This window comes from Paenibacillus sp. J31R34, from assembly GCF_059383715.1.
This window is the reverse complement of the sequence record NZ_JBXENU010000001.1, coordinates 708,415-724,662: the sequence shown is the minus strand read 5'-3', so window position 1 is coordinate 724,662 and position 16,248 is coordinate 708,415. Positions and strand designations below refer to the sequence as shown.

Genomic DNA, 16,248 nt, shown 5'->3' with positions numbered 1-16,248 from the left:
ACCTGCCTATTCGCTAGAATGTTCCATTGTATGCAGATTACGCCTCATCTCATGCCACTCAATTCCTCCATGTGTGGAAGAAGCCTTGCCTACGTATGTAAATTTCGCCTGTTCATAAAAAGAAATAAGAGGCGGCTCGCACATTAGTATAATCGCTTTCAGCCTTTCATTTTCGCATGCCTGGATCAGCTTGTCCAGCAGTTTTGCAGCAATTCCCCTGCGCCTGAATGCCGGAGCTACAGCAATAGTCAGTATGCAAAAGTTGTCTCCCGCGTATTCGCCTTGGTGACTTCCCTTCATCTCATCACCGCAGCTTTCCTGCTCCGTTCGAATCCCATTGGCTATGCCAAGCAGTTCTCCTTCCTCTGACCAGGCGGACCAGAAATAAGAAGGATACTCCTGAAAACGGTACTGAAATCCCGCTCCAGTCGCCGCGGCCTCAGGTGAGTAACAGCGCTGCTCAAGCTCCAGCGCCTGTAAAAGCTCATGCTGCTGAATCAATCTCAGCTTTACTTCGCTCATAGCAGCATTTTCTCCCGTTCGGTCAAGCGCCTGCCTCTAATGTCGATGACAAGCTTGCCATTATTGAGCCCAATAATGCGGTCCGCGAAACGTTCCGCATAATCCCCTTGATGCAGCACGGCAATAACCGTAACGCGCTGCTCTGTGCAAAGCCGTTTTAAATCCGCGAGCACCTGATCAGCCGTGTGCGGGTCAAGTCCGGATACCGGCTCGTCCGCCAAAATGATTTTCGCTCCGTGCACGAGCGCACGGGCAACGGCGATGCGCTGGCGTTCTCCCCCGCTCATCTTCTCCGCCTTCAGATGTGCTTTATCGAGTAGGCCAAGCTTCTCTATCGTATCCATAGCGCCCATGTAATCGTCGCCGCGCACCATGCCGGTCCATCGCCGCCAAGCCGGCGTCTGGGTCACCGATCCGATAACCACATTTTTCAGTCCCGTCTTGCTCGGATACAAAGCAGGCTTCTCCTCCAAATAAGCCACCTCACGGCGAACTTTAAATCTACCGGTAAGACCTTGCTTTAGTACGTCCGTTCCATCCAGCTTGTAAGTTCCCCGCGTCCATTTTTCCTGCAGCGCCAAGCATTTAAGCAGCATCGACTTGCCGCTTCCGCTCGCTCCCTTAATGGCGATAAATTCTCCATCTTCCACATCCAAATGTATATCGTCGAGCACTTTCGGCCCTCCGGGAATTACCTTCGTTAAATTCGAAATTCTTATCATTTTCCGCGCCCCTTTGTTTCACGCATCATATTTTCAGCATTTTGTATAATTCGATTCGGGTCGCTCCGAGGTGCAATATTTAGACCGATAAAACCGCTTCGCTCTAAATATTGTACATTGAAAGTCGCTCAGGGGATTTATGCAAAATGCTCATTTATATAAATCTAGTTTACGGGAAACAAAAAACAGTTTCCACACGAACAAATGTTTGCTATAATAAAAACAAGAACAAATGTTCCTATTGACTATTTTTCAAACATCTAATAAGGGAGGCAGGATCACCATGAAGAGCACTTGCGAAAATTTTCGTTACGTTGAGAAAAATTGGCCACGTCGGGATTTAACTTTTAAGTTTTATGCAAACGGAGAGTTGACGATTATTGATAACAGCTCTGAGGAGGTGATCTCTCCGAATGACTTGCGGGGCGACAGCTTGGATTTCTATATCCGCCGCCGCATCGCTTTTATTAAGACAACGCTGCTTGTGTCGCAGCTTAAATATGCTTGATTTTTCATGAAAATGCCCGGCTGCCCTACTGTTTATCCTTAATTTTCCTAATTTACTGTTGTGAAAACGGGTTTGCTGCGTTGACGTAAGGCTCCCGATACTGTAGATTGATTTCATACACCGTCTATTTTGCGCTAAAGGAGCCGTGCTTTTTATGAAGCAACACATTATGTTTGACCTCGACGATACATTAATCCATTGTAATAAATATTTCTATTTGGTCATTAGTCAATTTGTTGATGCGATGACGACCTGGTTTGCTGGATATGAAGACGTTACTGCAAACACTGTAAGGGATAAACAAACAGAAATTGATATCGCCGGAATTGCTGTGCTTGGTTTCAAGAGCGAGCATTTTCCCCAATCCTTCGTTGACAGCTACGCCTATTTCTCCGACGTTACAGGGCGGAAGCGCTCTACTGTTGAGCAGGACTTTCTATGGAAGCTTGGGCTTAGCGTATACGAGCATGATACTGAGCCCTATCCAAATATGGAGGAGACTCTGTACTCCTTAGCGAATCAGGGGCATGAGCTTCATCTCTATACAGGTGGCGAGCAGTTGATTCAAACCCGCAAAATCGATCAGCTCAATCTGAGCAAATATTTTAATAACCGCATCTATATCCGTCAACATAAAACCAATGAGGCATTAGAGCATATTTTAGCGGAAACCGCGCTGGATCGCGCTCGCACTTGGATGATTGGCAACTCCATTCGTACGGATGTTGTGCCTGCCTTGACTGCCGGCATCCACGCCATTCATATGCGCAAGGATACCGAATGGCAATATAATGTCGTCAATATTGAAGTTGAGCCTAAAGGGGCCTTTTTCACTTTGAATGATTTAGTTGAAGTGCCGGAAGCCATCTATGGATATATTAATCGCTAGTTAAAGAAATACAAGATTAATCTCAAGTGTACACGGCTGTCGCCGTCCTCTAGCGGCAAAGATACCGTTTCGAGATGAAATAAGCCGCCCTACCAGCAGATTTGTTGGTTCGGCGGCTTATTTTGCTGCGATGTTCGGTAACGCTTGATCAAATCGAAAAATGCTCAATCAACTAGGGTACGAAAGTCAGGTAACTAGTCAGCCGGCCGAATCGTGAGCGTCCCTTTGTCACGGTCGGTCAATACAAGCCTGCCCTTCAAGCTGTTTCCATCAGACTGCTTAAAGGTGAGCTGGCTGGTTGCCCCTTTTTCCAGCAGGGATTGCAGCATCGGTAGCGTAATCTTCTTCCCCTGCTGCTCCTTCCAAATAACAAAAGAACAGCCCTCGCGAAAGCTGCTGCAGCCATAACCACGCTTGCCTTCAATAATACTGCCATTGCAGCCCTGCCTCGGGCAGGCAGCTAGCGGCCCTCTTGAAGCCGCAGAAGCCGCTGCTTGCTTGGGCGGCTTCGCCGCTTCGCTACCGGCTGACCGTGTGGAGCTCCCGCTCTTGCTAACCCCGGCAGGCGACTTCGTGCCTGCCTTCGCTTCTGACGAGCGTGAGCTGCTTGTACGGCCTCCACCTTTCGTCGAGCCTGCTGCCTTCTTCCCTTTCGCAGAGGTATCCTCGAACGTCCCAGGCGCAGCAGGACGCTGCTGACGAACCTTATCGACGATGACGGCTGCGAATTGCTTCACCTGTGCAATAAAACGATCATCCGAAGCTTCGCCTTTGGAAATTTGGTGCAGCCGCTGCTCCCAGCGTCCCGTCATTTCTGGCGAAGCGAGCAGCTCAACGCCTGCATTCCGGATAAGCTCAATCGCAGCGAGCCCTTTGGACGTAATATCCAGCTTCTTTCCTGCCAGCTGGATATAGCCAACATGCTTCAGCCGCTCGATTGTCGCTGCCCGTGTCGCAGGCGTGCCAAGCCCGGTGTCCTTCATCGCTTCCCGCAGCTCATCATCCTCCATGGACTTTCCTGCGCCTTCCATAGCTTTGAGCAGCGTGCCCTCTGTAAAGGACTTGGGCGGCTGAGTCATTTTTTCCATCGCCTCAACGCTGCTGCAATGAACCGCTCCATGCGGGTCCAGCTTAAATGGCTGATCGGTCACCATTTCCTCATCATCGCCTTCCTTATCATCCTTGGCTTTGCCTCGCTTAGCTGGCTTAGCCGCAGTGGAATCCTGCTGAGGCAGCACCACTTTCCAGCCGGGCTCCAGCTGTTCCTTCGCCTTTGTACGGAAGGTTTCGCCTTCGACGACCGTCAGCACCGTGTGGTTTTTGTAAACCGCCGGCGGATAATAATGCGATAGAAAACGTCTGACAATCATGTCGTAGACGTTTTGCTCCTCCTGGCTGAGGCCAGAAGCACGCTTCGGTGTAGGCATAATGGCATGGTGATCTTCGACTTTGGATGGATTACACACCGCTTTGTTCCCTTTGTGAACACGAGAACGGTCCGCTCCCTTCGCAAGCTCGCCATAGCCGCTAGTGCCCTGAAGCATCGTTAATACATTGCCCATGACCGGAATGTTCTCCTCGGTTACATAGTTGGAGTTGGTCCGCGGGTACGTAATCACCTTATGCTTCTCATAGAGCGCTTGAGCAATATCGAGCGTCTTCTTGGCCGAATAGCCATGCTTGCCATTGGCTTCCCGCTGCAGCAGCGTCAGGTCATAAAGCCTGAACGGATACTCCTTGCTTTCCGCCACCTGGTAATCTTCCACTTTCGCAGGCTTATTTGCTGTCTTTGCAGCCAGCGCCTCCGCCTTCGCTTTATCGGTCAGACGCTCCCCCTGCCAAATACCAGAATAGCCAAATCCGGACTGATCAAACGCCGCTTTAACGACAAAATAAGTTTCCGATTGAAACGCCGTAATTTCCTTATGGCGATCATACAGCAGCGCCAAAACCGGCGTTTGTACACGGCCCACAGAAAGCAAGGCTTTATGGCGAATCGTAAAAGCGCGAGAAGCATTCATGCCGATCAGCCAATCGGCTTCGCTGCGGGCACGTGCTGCTTTTGTAAGCGGCTCATATTCGTCATCACTGCGCAGCGAGTCAAAACCGCGGCGAATGGTCTCCGCTGTCAAATCCGATATCCATAACCGATCCGTGGGCTGCGCCAGCTTCAAATATTGTCTGATTAGGTGAAAAATAAGCTGGCCTTCTCGACCGGCATCGCATGCGTTAACAAGTCTGCCGCATCGCTTGGCTAGCTCGCCAATCGTCTTAAGCTGATCCTTCGTTCGCGGATTCGGCCACAGCTTGAACACCTGTGGAATAATCGGCAAGTCCTGATCATTCCACCGTTTGTAGCGCGCGTCGTATTGGTCAGGCTCAGCGAGTGATACCAAATGCCCAATCGCCCATGTAATAATATAACGGTCGCCTTCCAGATACGTTCGGCGATTCGCTGCCTTTGGCTCAAGCACGGCAGCAATCGTCCTGCCCATATCCGGTTTCTCCGCAATAATTAATGTCTTCAACAAATCGCCTCTTTACTTCTTGCTTGTTGTCTCCACATATTGCTTCATGGAAGCAAATATCGACCGAACGCCGTTCGACCAGTTAGGGTCTTCCGCATATTTTCGGTTAATCCATGTGAAGGGATCCATTCCTTCTGGCCGTCCCTTGCTTAAATTCACAATCGTTCGCGACGCAATTTCAGCGGAATCGCTAATCGTCGTATTATATTCCTTCCAGCTGTGAAACACATTGAATGGATTATTCGCAATTTCCTTCGCCTGTTTGTTCGTAGTAGGTACAAAAGCCTGCTCCTGTCCAGTTATAGCAAAAAGCAGCAGCGGATGTATATCAAATGATTTCGCCTGGGCAATAATTGCATCTAAATAAGGCTGCCTGGCAAGTATCGACGATTTGCCTTTCAAATACTGCGTCAGCCTCTTCTTATCAATTTCTACATACCGCAGCTCTTGCGGCAGGCCATCCAGCTCGACGATCTCCACAGGTTCATTGGGAGCAAGGATTAAAGGTTCCGGCTGCGCCCCTCTTAACGTACGCGTCAGAGACTCTCCATACAGTAGCGTAACGCTCACAAGCAGTATACTGAGCAATCCGTACACAATAACGTGATTGCGCCGTTTATGAGGGACTGGCGCGTTCTGAGGTGCTGCAAGCGGCAATGGCAGTGGTATGACGTCAGCCAAGCCGGGGGAGCCGGCCGCTCCCGCTCTAAGCAGATCTTCAGCCAGTGGCTCATCGTCAGCCGGCTGCAAATCATTTTTCAACTGAAGCCAGCTCTCGTTCACCGCAAGACTTGCACTTGGCAAAGGGAGCGCGCTCATGTCCGCTTGCTCTATAGAACTACGCAGCTTGTCCATCGCCTGCCGATAGCGCTCGATCTCGACGACGCTTTGCAGCTGCTTCTCCACCCATTGATGCATCGGCTGCTCCATATCCTGCTCTCGGTCGTCAAGCAATAATAAACAAGCTGCAAAAATATCATCTGCACGTACGGGGCGCTTCTGCTCCAGTACTGCCGTTCGAATAAGCTGCGCCGTCACCTGGCGCTTAATCGACTCGTCAAAAGACGGAAGCTGCTTATGTATAATGCGATTCACCGCATCGGCAATCATTTCGGTTTTCTTTTCCTGTGGTAGCGCTCCATATTTGTGCTGGACATATTTTCGAATATTGCTGACATCTGCCGGGGATAACACATAAGCTTCTTCAGCATGCATGACGAATCGCTCCTTCACGTCATCTCACACTGATTTTACCACAACCTTCCTTATATTGGGGAGGGGAGCTGCCTAATTCTCAGCTGATTTTGCTCCTGCAAAATAAAGGCTGTAATTTGTTCCTTCTCAAATGCAGTAAATTGATATTCACAGTCACAATCTTCGTCCAGCGGCACCATTTGAGCAATACTGCCCTCCGGCGTACATATGACCAGTCCGCTGAAATCAATGAGATCGTCGGGCGCAGGGGTTTCCTCCGAAAGCTCAAACAACAGCTCAATATCCACCCATTGATCATTGCGCCGCTCCATGCTCGCCACGATTTTCTCAAACTTTAGCTCCGTTACCGTATCCAGACCATATTTAATCATAACGCTTAAATTTCCTCCTATCGACAAGAAAAGCGCCCGAAGGCGCTCCTCATAAGCTGCTATTCCATTTATCATACCATTAATTTAGGGAAGCAAGGAAGCACCCATCAGGAACTTATCCACTTCACGAGCCGCTTCGCGACCTTCATTAATCGCCCATACAACCAAGCTTTGACCACGACGCATATCACCAGCTGCGAATATTTTCTCTGCATTCGTCGTATATTTGCCATAAGGCGCCTTCACATTCGTACGACGGTCCTGCTCTAGGCCAAAAGCATCAATCAGCGTATTTTCAGGGCCTTCAAAGCCGACTGCGATAAATACCAGATCAGCTGGCCATACTTGCTCGGAGCCTTCGATTTCTGTATAAATTCTGCGTCCCGTTTCCGGATCAACCGTACGTTCAATCTGTACCGTATGAAGCTCAGTCAGCTTGCCATTTTCGCCAACAAATTTCTTTGTCAGTACGGAGAAAGCACGCGGGTCTTCGCCGAACAGCGCTTTTGCCTCTTCGTGTGCATAATCAAGCGTATAGACGTTCGGGAACTGCGGCCAAGGATTGTTGATACTATCGCGTACCAGTGGAGCCTTAGCGTGCGTACCGAATTGCGTAACTGATTTACAGCCATGACGAAGCGCGGTTGCCACGCAGTCTGTTCCAGTATCGCCGCCGCCGATAACAATGACATTTTTGTCTTTCGCTGAAATGTAGTTGCCATCTTCCAGATTGGAATCCAGGTAGCTCTTAATTGTACCGTTCAAATAATCCATCGCCATATGAACGCCTTCAAGCTCATGGCCTTCAATATCTACCGGGCGCGCTTTCGTAGCGCCGCCGCACAATACGATTGCATCAAACTGACCTTGCAGCTCATCAGCCGATACATCTTTACCGATCTCTGTGTTTACAACGAAGTTTATGCCTTCCTCCGCCATCAAGTCTACACGACGCTGAACAACCTTCTTGTCAAGCTTGACTGTAGGAATACCGTAAGTGAGAAGTCCGCCAATGCGGTCCGCACGCTCGTACACCGTTACAAGATGTCCCGCTTTGTTAAGCTGCGCTGCGCACGCAAGACCCGCTGGGCCCGAACCGACAACCGCTACACGTTTGCCTGTACGCACTTTCGGAGGCTGTGGAACAACCCAGCCTTCGTCAAAGCCGCGGTCAATAATCGCTTGCTCAATCGTCTTAATCGTAACCGCATCACCAATCAGGCCAACCGTACAGGAGCCTTCACATGGAGCCGGGCAAATCCGTCCCGTAAATTCAGGAAAATTGTTCGTTTTGTGCAAACGATCCAGCGCTTCACGCCATAAACCGCGATAAATCAAATTGTTCCACTCGGGAATGAGGTTGTTAATCGGACAACCCGACGTTGAGCCAGCTAGCTCCATTCCCGAATGACAGTAAGGCGTTCCACAGTCCATACAGCGCGAACCTTGAGTACGAAGCTGTTCATCGGACAAATGCTTATGAAATTCTTCCCAATCTTTAATCCGCTCAATCGGATCGCGATCGGCTGGGAGTTCTCGTTGATATTCCATAAAACCAGTAGGTGTAGACATGAACGCTTTTCCTCCATCCGTTATTCCCGTCAACCGTTGTAAGGCTTCTCTAACAAACTATATCGGGAATTCAGCAATTATTCAATAACAAACATTTTCAATTTTCGCGAGCCATTTTACAAAATCCTAACACTCTTACCTGCCATCGTTAATGGATTATCCGTACAATCATTTGCACTTTATAACATAATGTTCGTACGTTTCTACCAGTCGACTCAAATAAATGCGCTTCCGATGTCATATTTGCCCTCTGTGCCCTCGCGAAAAAAGCCGATTAACGGTTTTTACGTGTAAAAGTTTGCCATGTAAAATCATGCAAATTGCGTTCATCCTTGCGATGAGGGATGGATTCCACCAATTCCCAGTCCGCCTCATTGAACGCAGGAAAAAAAGCGTCGCCTCCCGCTACTTCCACATCCACAGCTGTCAGGTGAAGCTTGTCTGCAATCGGTAGAAATTGCGTATAAATTTCCGTTCCGCCTATAACCATAAGCTCCTCCGCACCGAAACGCGACAAAACCTTCTCAATCGAATGAACCGTCTCACAGCCTTCAGAGGCAAAATCAGACTGCCTCGTTAAGACGACGTTATGGCGGTCCTTCAGCGGCTTAGGCAGCGATTCAAACGTTTTACGGCCCATTACAACGGTTTTGCCAAGCGTGTGCTTCGTGAACAGCGCCATCTCCGCTGGAAGCCGCCATGGCAGCTTATTGCCGATTCCAATCGTTCTGTTGCGGTCCATCGCTGCTATTAATGTAATCGACATCGTGTATCCATCCCTTCTATACGGCTACAGGCGCTTTGATTGAAGGATGAGGCTGGTAGTCTTCCAGTACAATATCATCCACTTCCACATCAAATAATGAGCTTACGGCTGGATTAATCCGTACTTGTGGAAGCTCGCGAGGCTCGCGGGCAAGCTGCGTCTTAATCTGCTCCATATGGTTAGAATAAATATGCGCATCACCAAGCGTATGCACAAATTCTCCTGGCTGCAAGCCGCATTCATGGGCAATAAGCAGTGTGAGCAAGGCATAGCTGGCAATATTAAAAGGAATTCCGAGAAATATATCTCCACTGCGCTGATACAGCTGGCAAGAAAGCTTGCCCTCTGATACGTAAAATTGAAACATCGTGTGGCAAGGCGGTAGAGCCATATTTCTAGGAACATCCTCTGGGTTCCACGCGGAAACAATCATTCTGCGGGAATCGGGATTGGTCTTAATCGTATGAATAACATCCTTCAGTTGATCAATGGATTCGCCTTGCGAGGTTTTCCAGTCGCGCCACTGTTTTCCATATACATTGCCCAGCTCGCCGTACTTTTCCGCAAAAGCATCATTGCGCAAAATTTGCTGCTTGAACAGCTCCATTTGTTCCAAATAAAGCACATTAAAAGCTTCATCACTTTGCGAGCGCAGGCCAAAGCCCGTCATGTCTGGGCCTGTATAATCAGAGCTCTCAATCCACTTCTTAAAAGCCCATTCATTCCATATATTATTATTGTGCTGGAGCAGGTAACGAATATTCGTATCACCTTTTATAAACCACAACAGCTCGCTGACAACCAGCTTAAACGGCACGCGCTTCGTCGTAATGAGCGGAAAGCCTTCGTTTAAGTTAAAGCGCATCTGGTAACCAAACGTGGAAATCGTTCCCGTTCCGGTACGATCTTCTTTGATCGTGCCGCGTTCCAGAACGCTGCGCAGCAGCTGCAAGTATTCGTTCTCACTAGTATGAACACTCATTCACTTACAACTCCTAATTTGGACATATAGATTTGTATTATATCATTATAATCAATCATTTAAAATAGTTGCCTATGCTAATTCTGTATAAATTCTCACCCATGCACATAATTATTAACTTTTCATTAAAAAAGGCCCGCGGGCTTCAGTAGCCGCGGGACCTCTTCTCTAGCCGCCGCAAATACGGCAGCTGCTATTTTATTGAAGCAAAACAATTAATTACTTAAGAACCGTGTGGATCGGGTGACCAAGCGCTACTTCTGCAGCGTCAAGCACGATCTCACCCAGCGTTGGATGCGCATGGATAGTAAGAGCGATATCCTCAAGCGTAGCGCCCATTTCAATTGCAAGACCAAGCTCAGCAATCATATTGGAAGCTTCCATACCAACGATATGTGCGCCGAGCACAAGACCGCTGTCTGCATCCGCAACAAGCTTAACGAAGCCTTCAGCCGCATTAAGCGACATTGCGCGTCCGTTGATAGCAAATGGGAATTTGCCCACTTTAACATTATGCCCTTTGTCTTTTGCATCCTTCTCCGTGTAGCCAACGCTTGCGCATTCTGGATCGGAGAAGCAGACAGCAGGAACACATTTATAATCAATCACGCTAGGCAGGCCGGAAATCGCCTCTGCCGCAACGCGTCCTTCATACATTGCTTTGTGAGCAAGTGCAGGACCAGCAATAATATCGCCGATTGCATAGACGTTTTTGTTGCTAGTACGGCATTGATCGTCAACTTCAATCAGACCGCGCTCGCCAACTGTAATGTTAGCCAGCTCAAGACCAAGATCTCCATCTGTGTTAGGACGACGGCCAACCGTAACCAGCAAGTAGTCCGCCGTTACTTTTTCTTCTTTGTCGCCAACTTTGTAAGTCAGTGTTACATCGTTATCCGTTTGCTCAGCACTTTGTGCAAGAGCTCCTGTTACGATATCCACTTTCGTACCTTTAAGCTTCTTAACGACAAGAGAAGACATGTCTTTATCAAAGCCTGGCAGGATGCTGTCTCCGCCCTCGATAACCGTTACTTTCGTACCGAATTTCGAGAACATTTGACCAAGCTCAATACCGATATAGCCGCCACCGATTACGATAACGCTTTTCGGCAGCTCAGGCAGCGACAAAGCTCCTGTAGAGGAGATAATACGCTTGCCATACGGGAATGCTTTCAGCTCAATTGGACGGGACCCTGTAGCAATAATACAGTTTTTGAAACGGTAGCGTGGAGCTTCTTGATCGTTGAATACACGCGCTTCGTTTTCATTGATGAACATCACTTCACCACTGAAAAACTGTACTTTATTCGCTTTAAGCAAGGAGCCTACGCCGCCAGTCAATTTCTTGACAATGCCGCTTTTGAACTCCTGTACTTTACTCCAGTCAACCTTCACATCGCTAGCTGTAATACCGAAAGCGTCTGCGTGGCTGATGGACTCATACTGATGGGAAGCGGAAATCAAAGCTTTGGACGGGATACAGCCCACGTTCAAGCACACACCGCCTACATATTCCTTATCTACACAAAGCACGCTTTGTCCCAATTGCGCAGCGCGGATTGCCGCTACGTAACCACCAGGACCTGCACCAATGACTAAAGTATCGATATCTAATGAAGCATCTCCAACAACCATCGTTTATACCTCCATAATGAACAGTTCTGGGTTGCCCAGCAGCTGTTTAATGTAGTTCATAAAGTTTTGAGCGGTTGCGCCATCGATTAGACGGTGGTCGAAGCTCAGTGACAGAGCCATTACAGGAGCAGCCACGATCTCGCCGTTGCGTACGATTGCTTTTTCGGAAATACGTCCAGTACCGAGGATTGCAACTTCAGGGAAGTTGATAACCGGTGTAAAGAACATACCGCCTGCCGAACCAATATTGGAAATGGTAATCGTGCTGCCTCTCAGCTCGTTAGCCGAAAGCTTGCCGTCGCGTCCACGAACAGCCAGATCACGAATCGAGTCAGCCACTTTCCAAATGTTTTTGCGATCCGCATCTTCAATAACAGGAACGATCAAGCCGTTGTCTGTATCTGTTGCGATACCGATATTGTAATATTTACGCAAAACGATTTCTTGATTAGCTTCGTCAAGCGTCGCATTCATAATTGGGAATTCACGGGCAGCAGCTACAAGCGCCTTCACGATGAATGGCAAATACGTAAGCTTAGCGCCTTTCTTCTCTGCATAAGGCTTGTATTTCGCACGAAGTGCAACAAGCTCAGTAACGTCCACTTCATCCATGATCGTTACATGCGGAGCTGTATAAACGGATTTGGACATGGCGCCCGCAATAATTTTGCGAATGCCTTTGAATGGCAAGCGCTCTTCCGGACGGTAAGCTGTACCAGCAGCAACTGGAGCTGCTTTCGCTTCGCCAGCACCTTTTGCAGCTACAACTGCGTTGTCTTGCTGCTCAGTAGGAGCCGCCGCTTGCTCGGATGCTGCAGGCGCAGAACCGTCAAAGCCTGTAACATCTTCACGCGTAATACGGCCGTTTTTGCCAGTGCCGCTTACTTGCGTCAAATCAACATTTTGCTCGCGAGCGAACTTGCGAACGCTTGGTGTAGCAAGCACAGAAGCATTTGTAGCTTTAGGAGCTTCTTTAGCTGCTTCTACTGCAGGAGCAGCTTTTGCCGCTTCTGGAGCAGGGGCCGGAGCTGCTTCTTCCTTCTTAGGCTCTTCAGCTGCTGGAGCAGCTTGCTCAGGCACTTCGCCTTCAGCATCGATCAAAGCGACTACTTCGCCTACATGGCAAACTTGGCCGTCTTTAACCAAAACTTCAAGTACCGTACCGTTAACTGGACAAGGCACTTCAACAATCGCCTTGTCGTTTTGCACTTCCATAATAATGTCATCATCTGTTACTTTGTCGCCGGCTTTAATGTGCACTTTAATGATTTCGCCTTCGTGCAAGCCTTCGCCAAGCTCAGGGAAACGATATTCGAATTTAGCCACCGCGTATATCCTCCTTTAGAAATCCAGTACTTTTTGGACAGCTGCAGAAATGCGGGCTACCGATGGAAGCCATGCATCCTCAACTTGCGCAAACGGATAAACGGTATCCGGACCTGCAACCCGAAGCACCGGAGCTTCCAAGTGCAGAATTGCTTTTTCATTGATTTGAGCGATTACTTCAGCGGCAACGCCGGAAGTTTTTTGTGCTTCTTGAACGACAATTGCACGGTTCGTTTTTTGGATAGAAGCGACAATGGTATCGATATCGAGAGGCACAAGGGAACGAAGGTCGATAACTTCAGCCTTGATTCCTTGTTTCTCAAGCTCGTCAGCCGCTTTAACAGCCGTGTGAACCATCAAGCCGTAAGCAATAATTGTAACGTCGCTGCCTTCACGAACGACATTTGCTTTACCGATTTCAACCGTATATTCGCCTTCTGGCACTTCTGCACGGAAAGCATGATAAAGGTTCAAATGCTCCATGAAAAATACAGGGTCATTATCGCGAATAGCCGAGATAAGCAGACCTTTTGCATCATAAGGATTGGATGGAATAACAACTTTGATACCTGGTGTCTGTACAGCAAGACCTTCCAGGGAATCTGTGTGCAGCTCAGCTGCTTTCACGCCGCCGCCGAAAGGCGTACGGAATACGATTGGCGAGTTGTAGCGTCCGCCGGAACGGTAACGCATACGAGCCGCTTGAATAAACATTTGGTCCATCGCTTCATAGATGAAACCTACGAATTGGATTTCAGCAATTGGGCGGAAGCCTTGAATACCCATACCCACTGCCAAACCGCCGATAGCGGACTCCGCAAGCGGCGTATCAAATACGCGGTCTTCGCCAAATTCAGCTTGAAGGCCTTCGGTCGCACGGAACACGCCGCCGACTTTACCAACATCCTCGCCAAAAAGTAATACATTGGGATCCCGTTTAAGTTCAACGCGCATTGCGTCACGGATCGCTTCTTTCATGTTCATTTGAGCCATGATCTATAGTTCCTCCTTCGTTAAAGGCTATTATTGGAAATCAGCTTTTTGCTCTTCGAGGTGCTGCGGCGTTGTTTCGAACATCGAGTCGATCAAGCCTTCAACCGTCATTTTCTCAACAGCTTCCGCTTTCTTGATTTGCTCGTTAACTGTAGCTTTCGCTTCTTCCTTCACGCGAGCTGTATCCTCTTCCGACCAGAGACCTTTGCTTTCCAAATATTTACCGAAACGAATGAGTGGATCTTTAGGAGCCCATTCCGCTTCCTCATCTTTGGTGCGATATTTTGTCGTATCATCTGCCATGGAATGCGCACGATAACGGTAAGTAAGAAGTTCGATCAGCGTAGCGCCTTCGCCGTTGCGGCCGCGCTCAGCAGCATCTCTAACTGCTTTAATAACAGCAAGTACGTCCATGCCATCAACCTGTACGCCTTTGATACCAGCAGCAAGTGCTTTGTGCGCAACAGAAAGTGCAGCTGTTTGTTTAGCATAAGGAGTTGTAATCGCATAGCCATTGTTTTGTACAACATAAATAACCGGAAGCTTGAACGCGCCTGCGAAGTTCATGCCTTCGTAGAAATCGCCTTCGGAAGAACCGCCATCGCCTGTGTACGTAATTGCAACGCGTTTTTCATTCTTTTTCTTGAAAGCCATGGCAACACCAGTCGCGTGCAAAATTTGCGCGCCAATGATGATTTGCGGCATTAGAACGTGAACATCCTCAGGGATTTGTCCGCCATGCTGATGTCCTCTGGAATACAGGAACGCTTGGTACAGCGGAAGACCATGCCATACGAGCTGCGGAATATCACGGTAGCCTGGACAGATGAAGTCATCTTTATTCAAAGCGTATTCGCTACCAATCATAGCAGCCTCTTGACCGGATACTGGAGCGTAGAAGCCCAGACGGCCTTGACGACCCAAGTTCACGGCACGATCATCCCATGTACGGGTAAATACCATACGGTACATAATTTCTTTTAATTGGTCGTCCGTAAGCTCCGGCATTTCATCCGGGTTAACAACTTCACCATCAAGCGACAAGACGGACAATGGTGTAACTGGCTCCGTTTGAACTTCATATGGCAGTTTGCTAAGCACTTTGCTCATTGTGAACGCTCACCTCAATCATTAATATTTGAATATTACAGTACTCTGTTATAGAATTATTATAAACCTGTTTAACAAAAATGGTCAAAGCAAAAAGCAAAAAATACGTTGTATTTTCAACGCTTATGCCCTTTTTGTTAAGAAATTGTATATGTAACAGCTGTTAAAAAGTTATGTAACAGCATAATACAATGTTGAAACTATGGAGCTTGTACAGCCTTTCCGTCTGCTGCCGAACCCGCATCACTATGGCATCTCTCTATTGTTTACCCACATGCTCCCATTCCATTCAACCAACGGAGGAAGAAATGATGACAGATGAACGTTATTTGAAACGCACCGTCCTCAGGGAAACGGTTGCAAGCAACTATTTGCAAGATGGCCAGCGCTCGCTTCGTGTCTATTTGCCGCCCGGCTACAATGAGCTGCTGAGCTATCCCGTCGTCTACTGCCAGGACGGAGAAGATTTTTTCAACTTCGGCCGTATAGCAACGACGGCGAACCGCATTATTTTGGATGAAGGCGTTGAGCCCTTCATTATTGTTGGCGTCGATGTGAATAAAACATTCCGCACAGCGGAATATGCTCCTGACGGAGACCGCCATGAGGCTTATGTCCGCTTTTTCGGCGAGGAGCTGCTTCCCTATATAGAAGCAAAATATCCGGTCCGTCGTGAGGCCGAGCATCGCGTACTTGCCGGCGATTCGCTTGGCGGCACCATCTCCCTTCATCTTGCGCTAGCCTATCCGGAGCTGTTTAGCCGCGTGCTTTCCTTGTCAGGCGCCTATTTCGAGCGCTCGCTTGAAATTATGGCTGCTCAGAATGATCTTTCCTGGCTGGAGCTCTACATGATTGTCGGCCTGCAGGAAACGGCTTATGAAACAACGGATAGAGGCGTGCATAATTTTGTCGAATTAAACCGTGAAGCCAAAAAGCTGCTTGAAGAAAGACAAGCTCCTTTTTATTATGCGGAAAAAGAAGGCCAACATCAATGGGGCTTTTGGCAGAAAGAGCTGCCGGAAGCATTAATGTATTTTATTGAGCGTCAATAAGCGCTGCCGTCTTGCCTCCAAAATGAGACAAAGCCTTGATTTCCCCCGCCCAAGGAG

Annotated in this window: 15 protein-coding genes; 3 read left to right on the top strand and 12 right to left on the bottom strand. The window is 48.4% G+C overall.

The genetic code is table 11. The features are described 5' to 3' along the window. Window positions 1-6: 6 nt before the first annotated feature. Both AC50YG_RS03080 and AC50YG_RS03075 read right to left on the bottom strand, forming a co-directional pair. Window positions 7-522: a GNAT family N-acetyltransferase gene (locus tag AC50YG_RS03080; RefSeq protein ID WP_494824604.1), complete on the bottom strand. Its 516-nt coding sequence runs from the start codon at window positions 520-522 to the stop codon at window positions 7-9. Then, window positions 519-1,244 carry a phosphonate ABC transporter ATP-binding protein gene (locus AC50YG_RS03075; protein ID WP_473758523.1) on the bottom strand — a complete coding sequence of 242 codons (726 nt, stop codon included), beginning with the start codon at window positions 1,242-1,244 and terminating at the stop codon, window positions 519-521. The genes AC50YG_RS03080 and AC50YG_RS03075 overlap by 4 nt, the downstream gene beginning before the upstream one ends. A gap of 283 nt (window positions 1,245-1,527) precedes the next feature. On the opposite strand from AC50YG_RS03075, the gene AC50YG_RS03070 reads away from it, so the two are divergent. Continuing rightward, window positions 1,528-1,752, top strand: coding sequence for a hypothetical protein (locus AC50YG_RS03070; RefSeq protein WP_046232593.1), 225 nt, complete (start codon window positions 1,528-1,530; stop codon window positions 1,750-1,752). 154 nt (window positions 1,753-1,906) lie between these two features. Further along, the gene (locus tag AC50YG_RS03065; protein ID WP_494824602.1) at window positions 1,907-2,641 is read left to right on the top strand and encodes an HAD family hydrolase; all 735 of its coding nucleotides are present in this window, start codon (window positions 1,907-1,909) and stop codon (window positions 2,639-2,641) included. Between the two features lie 194 nt (window positions 2,642-2,835). Here AC50YG_RS03065 and AC50YG_RS03060 read toward each other — a convergent pair whose 3' ends face one another. The 10 genes from AC50YG_RS03060 to pdhA form a co-directional block, all read right to left on the bottom strand. Then, window positions 2,836-5,169 carry a type IA DNA topoisomerase gene (locus tag AC50YG_RS03060; RefSeq protein ID WP_494824601.1) on the bottom strand — a complete coding sequence of 778 codons (2,334 nt, stop codon included), beginning with the start codon at window positions 5,167-5,169 and terminating at the stop codon, window positions 2,836-2,838. 12 nt (window positions 5,170-5,181) lie between these two features. Beyond that, on the bottom strand, window positions 5,182-6,384 hold the full coding sequence (locus AC50YG_RS03055; protein ID WP_494824600.1) for a hypothetical protein: 1,203 nt from the start codon (window positions 6,382-6,384) through the stop codon (window positions 5,182-5,184). 50 nt (window positions 6,385-6,434) lie between these two features. Beyond that, a complete protein-coding gene (locus AC50YG_RS03050) occupies window positions 6,435-6,755 on the bottom strand; it encodes a hypothetical protein (RefSeq protein ID WP_473758518.1) in 321 nt (106 codons plus the stop codon). Window positions 6,756-6,839: 84 nt separating this feature from the next. After that, window positions 6,840-8,327, bottom strand: a complete 1,488-nt coding sequence (locus AC50YG_RS03045) for a glutamate synthase subunit beta (RefSeq protein ID WP_341277845.1) — start codon at window positions 8,325-8,327, stop codon at window positions 6,840-6,842. A gap of 274 nt (window positions 8,328-8,601) precedes the next feature. Beyond that, window positions 8,602-9,093 (bottom strand): dihydrofolate reductase, encoded by a 492-nt coding sequence (locus AC50YG_RS03040; RefSeq protein WP_494824598.1) that lies wholly within the window; start codon window positions 9,091-9,093, stop codon window positions 8,602-8,604. Window positions 9,094-9,109: 16 nt separating this feature from the next. Next, window positions 9,110-10,075, bottom strand: a complete 966-nt coding sequence (locus AC50YG_RS03035) for a thymidylate synthase (protein WP_494824597.1) — start codon at window positions 10,073-10,075, stop codon at window positions 9,110-9,112. Between the two features lie 219 nt (window positions 10,076-10,294). Next, complete coding sequence (lpdA, locus tag AC50YG_RS03030; protein ID WP_494824595.1) at window positions 10,295-11,710, bottom strand: dihydrolipoyl dehydrogenase; 1,416 nt, start codon at window positions 11,708-11,710, stop codon at window positions 10,295-10,297. A 3-nt stretch (window positions 11,711-11,713) separates the two neighbouring features. Further along, window positions 11,714-13,036 carry a dihydrolipoamide acetyltransferase family protein gene (locus AC50YG_RS03025; RefSeq protein ID WP_494824594.1) on the bottom strand — a complete coding sequence of 441 codons (1,323 nt, stop codon included), beginning with the start codon at window positions 13,034-13,036 and terminating at the stop codon, window positions 11,714-11,716. Between the two features lie 15 nt (window positions 13,037-13,051). Beyond that, window positions 13,052-14,029 (bottom strand): alpha-ketoacid dehydrogenase subunit beta, encoded by a 978-nt coding sequence (locus AC50YG_RS03020; protein ID WP_473758512.1) that lies wholly within the window; start codon window positions 14,027-14,029, stop codon window positions 13,052-13,054. 30 nt (window positions 14,030-14,059) lie between these two features. After that, the gene (gene pdhA / locus AC50YG_RS03015) at window positions 14,060-15,139 is read right to left on the bottom strand and encodes a pyruvate dehydrogenase (acetyl-transferring) E1 component subunit alpha (RefSeq protein ID WP_341277851.1); all 1,080 of its coding nucleotides are present in this window, start codon (window positions 15,137-15,139) and stop codon (window positions 14,060-14,062) included. Between the two features lie 311 nt (window positions 15,140-15,450). On the opposite strand from pdhA, the gene AC50YG_RS03010 reads away from it, so the two are divergent. After that, window positions 15,451-16,191, top strand: a complete 741-nt coding sequence (locus AC50YG_RS03010) for an alpha/beta hydrolase (RefSeq protein WP_494825287.1) — start codon at window positions 15,451-15,453, stop codon at window positions 16,189-16,191. Window positions 16,192-16,248: the final 57 nt, after the last annotated feature.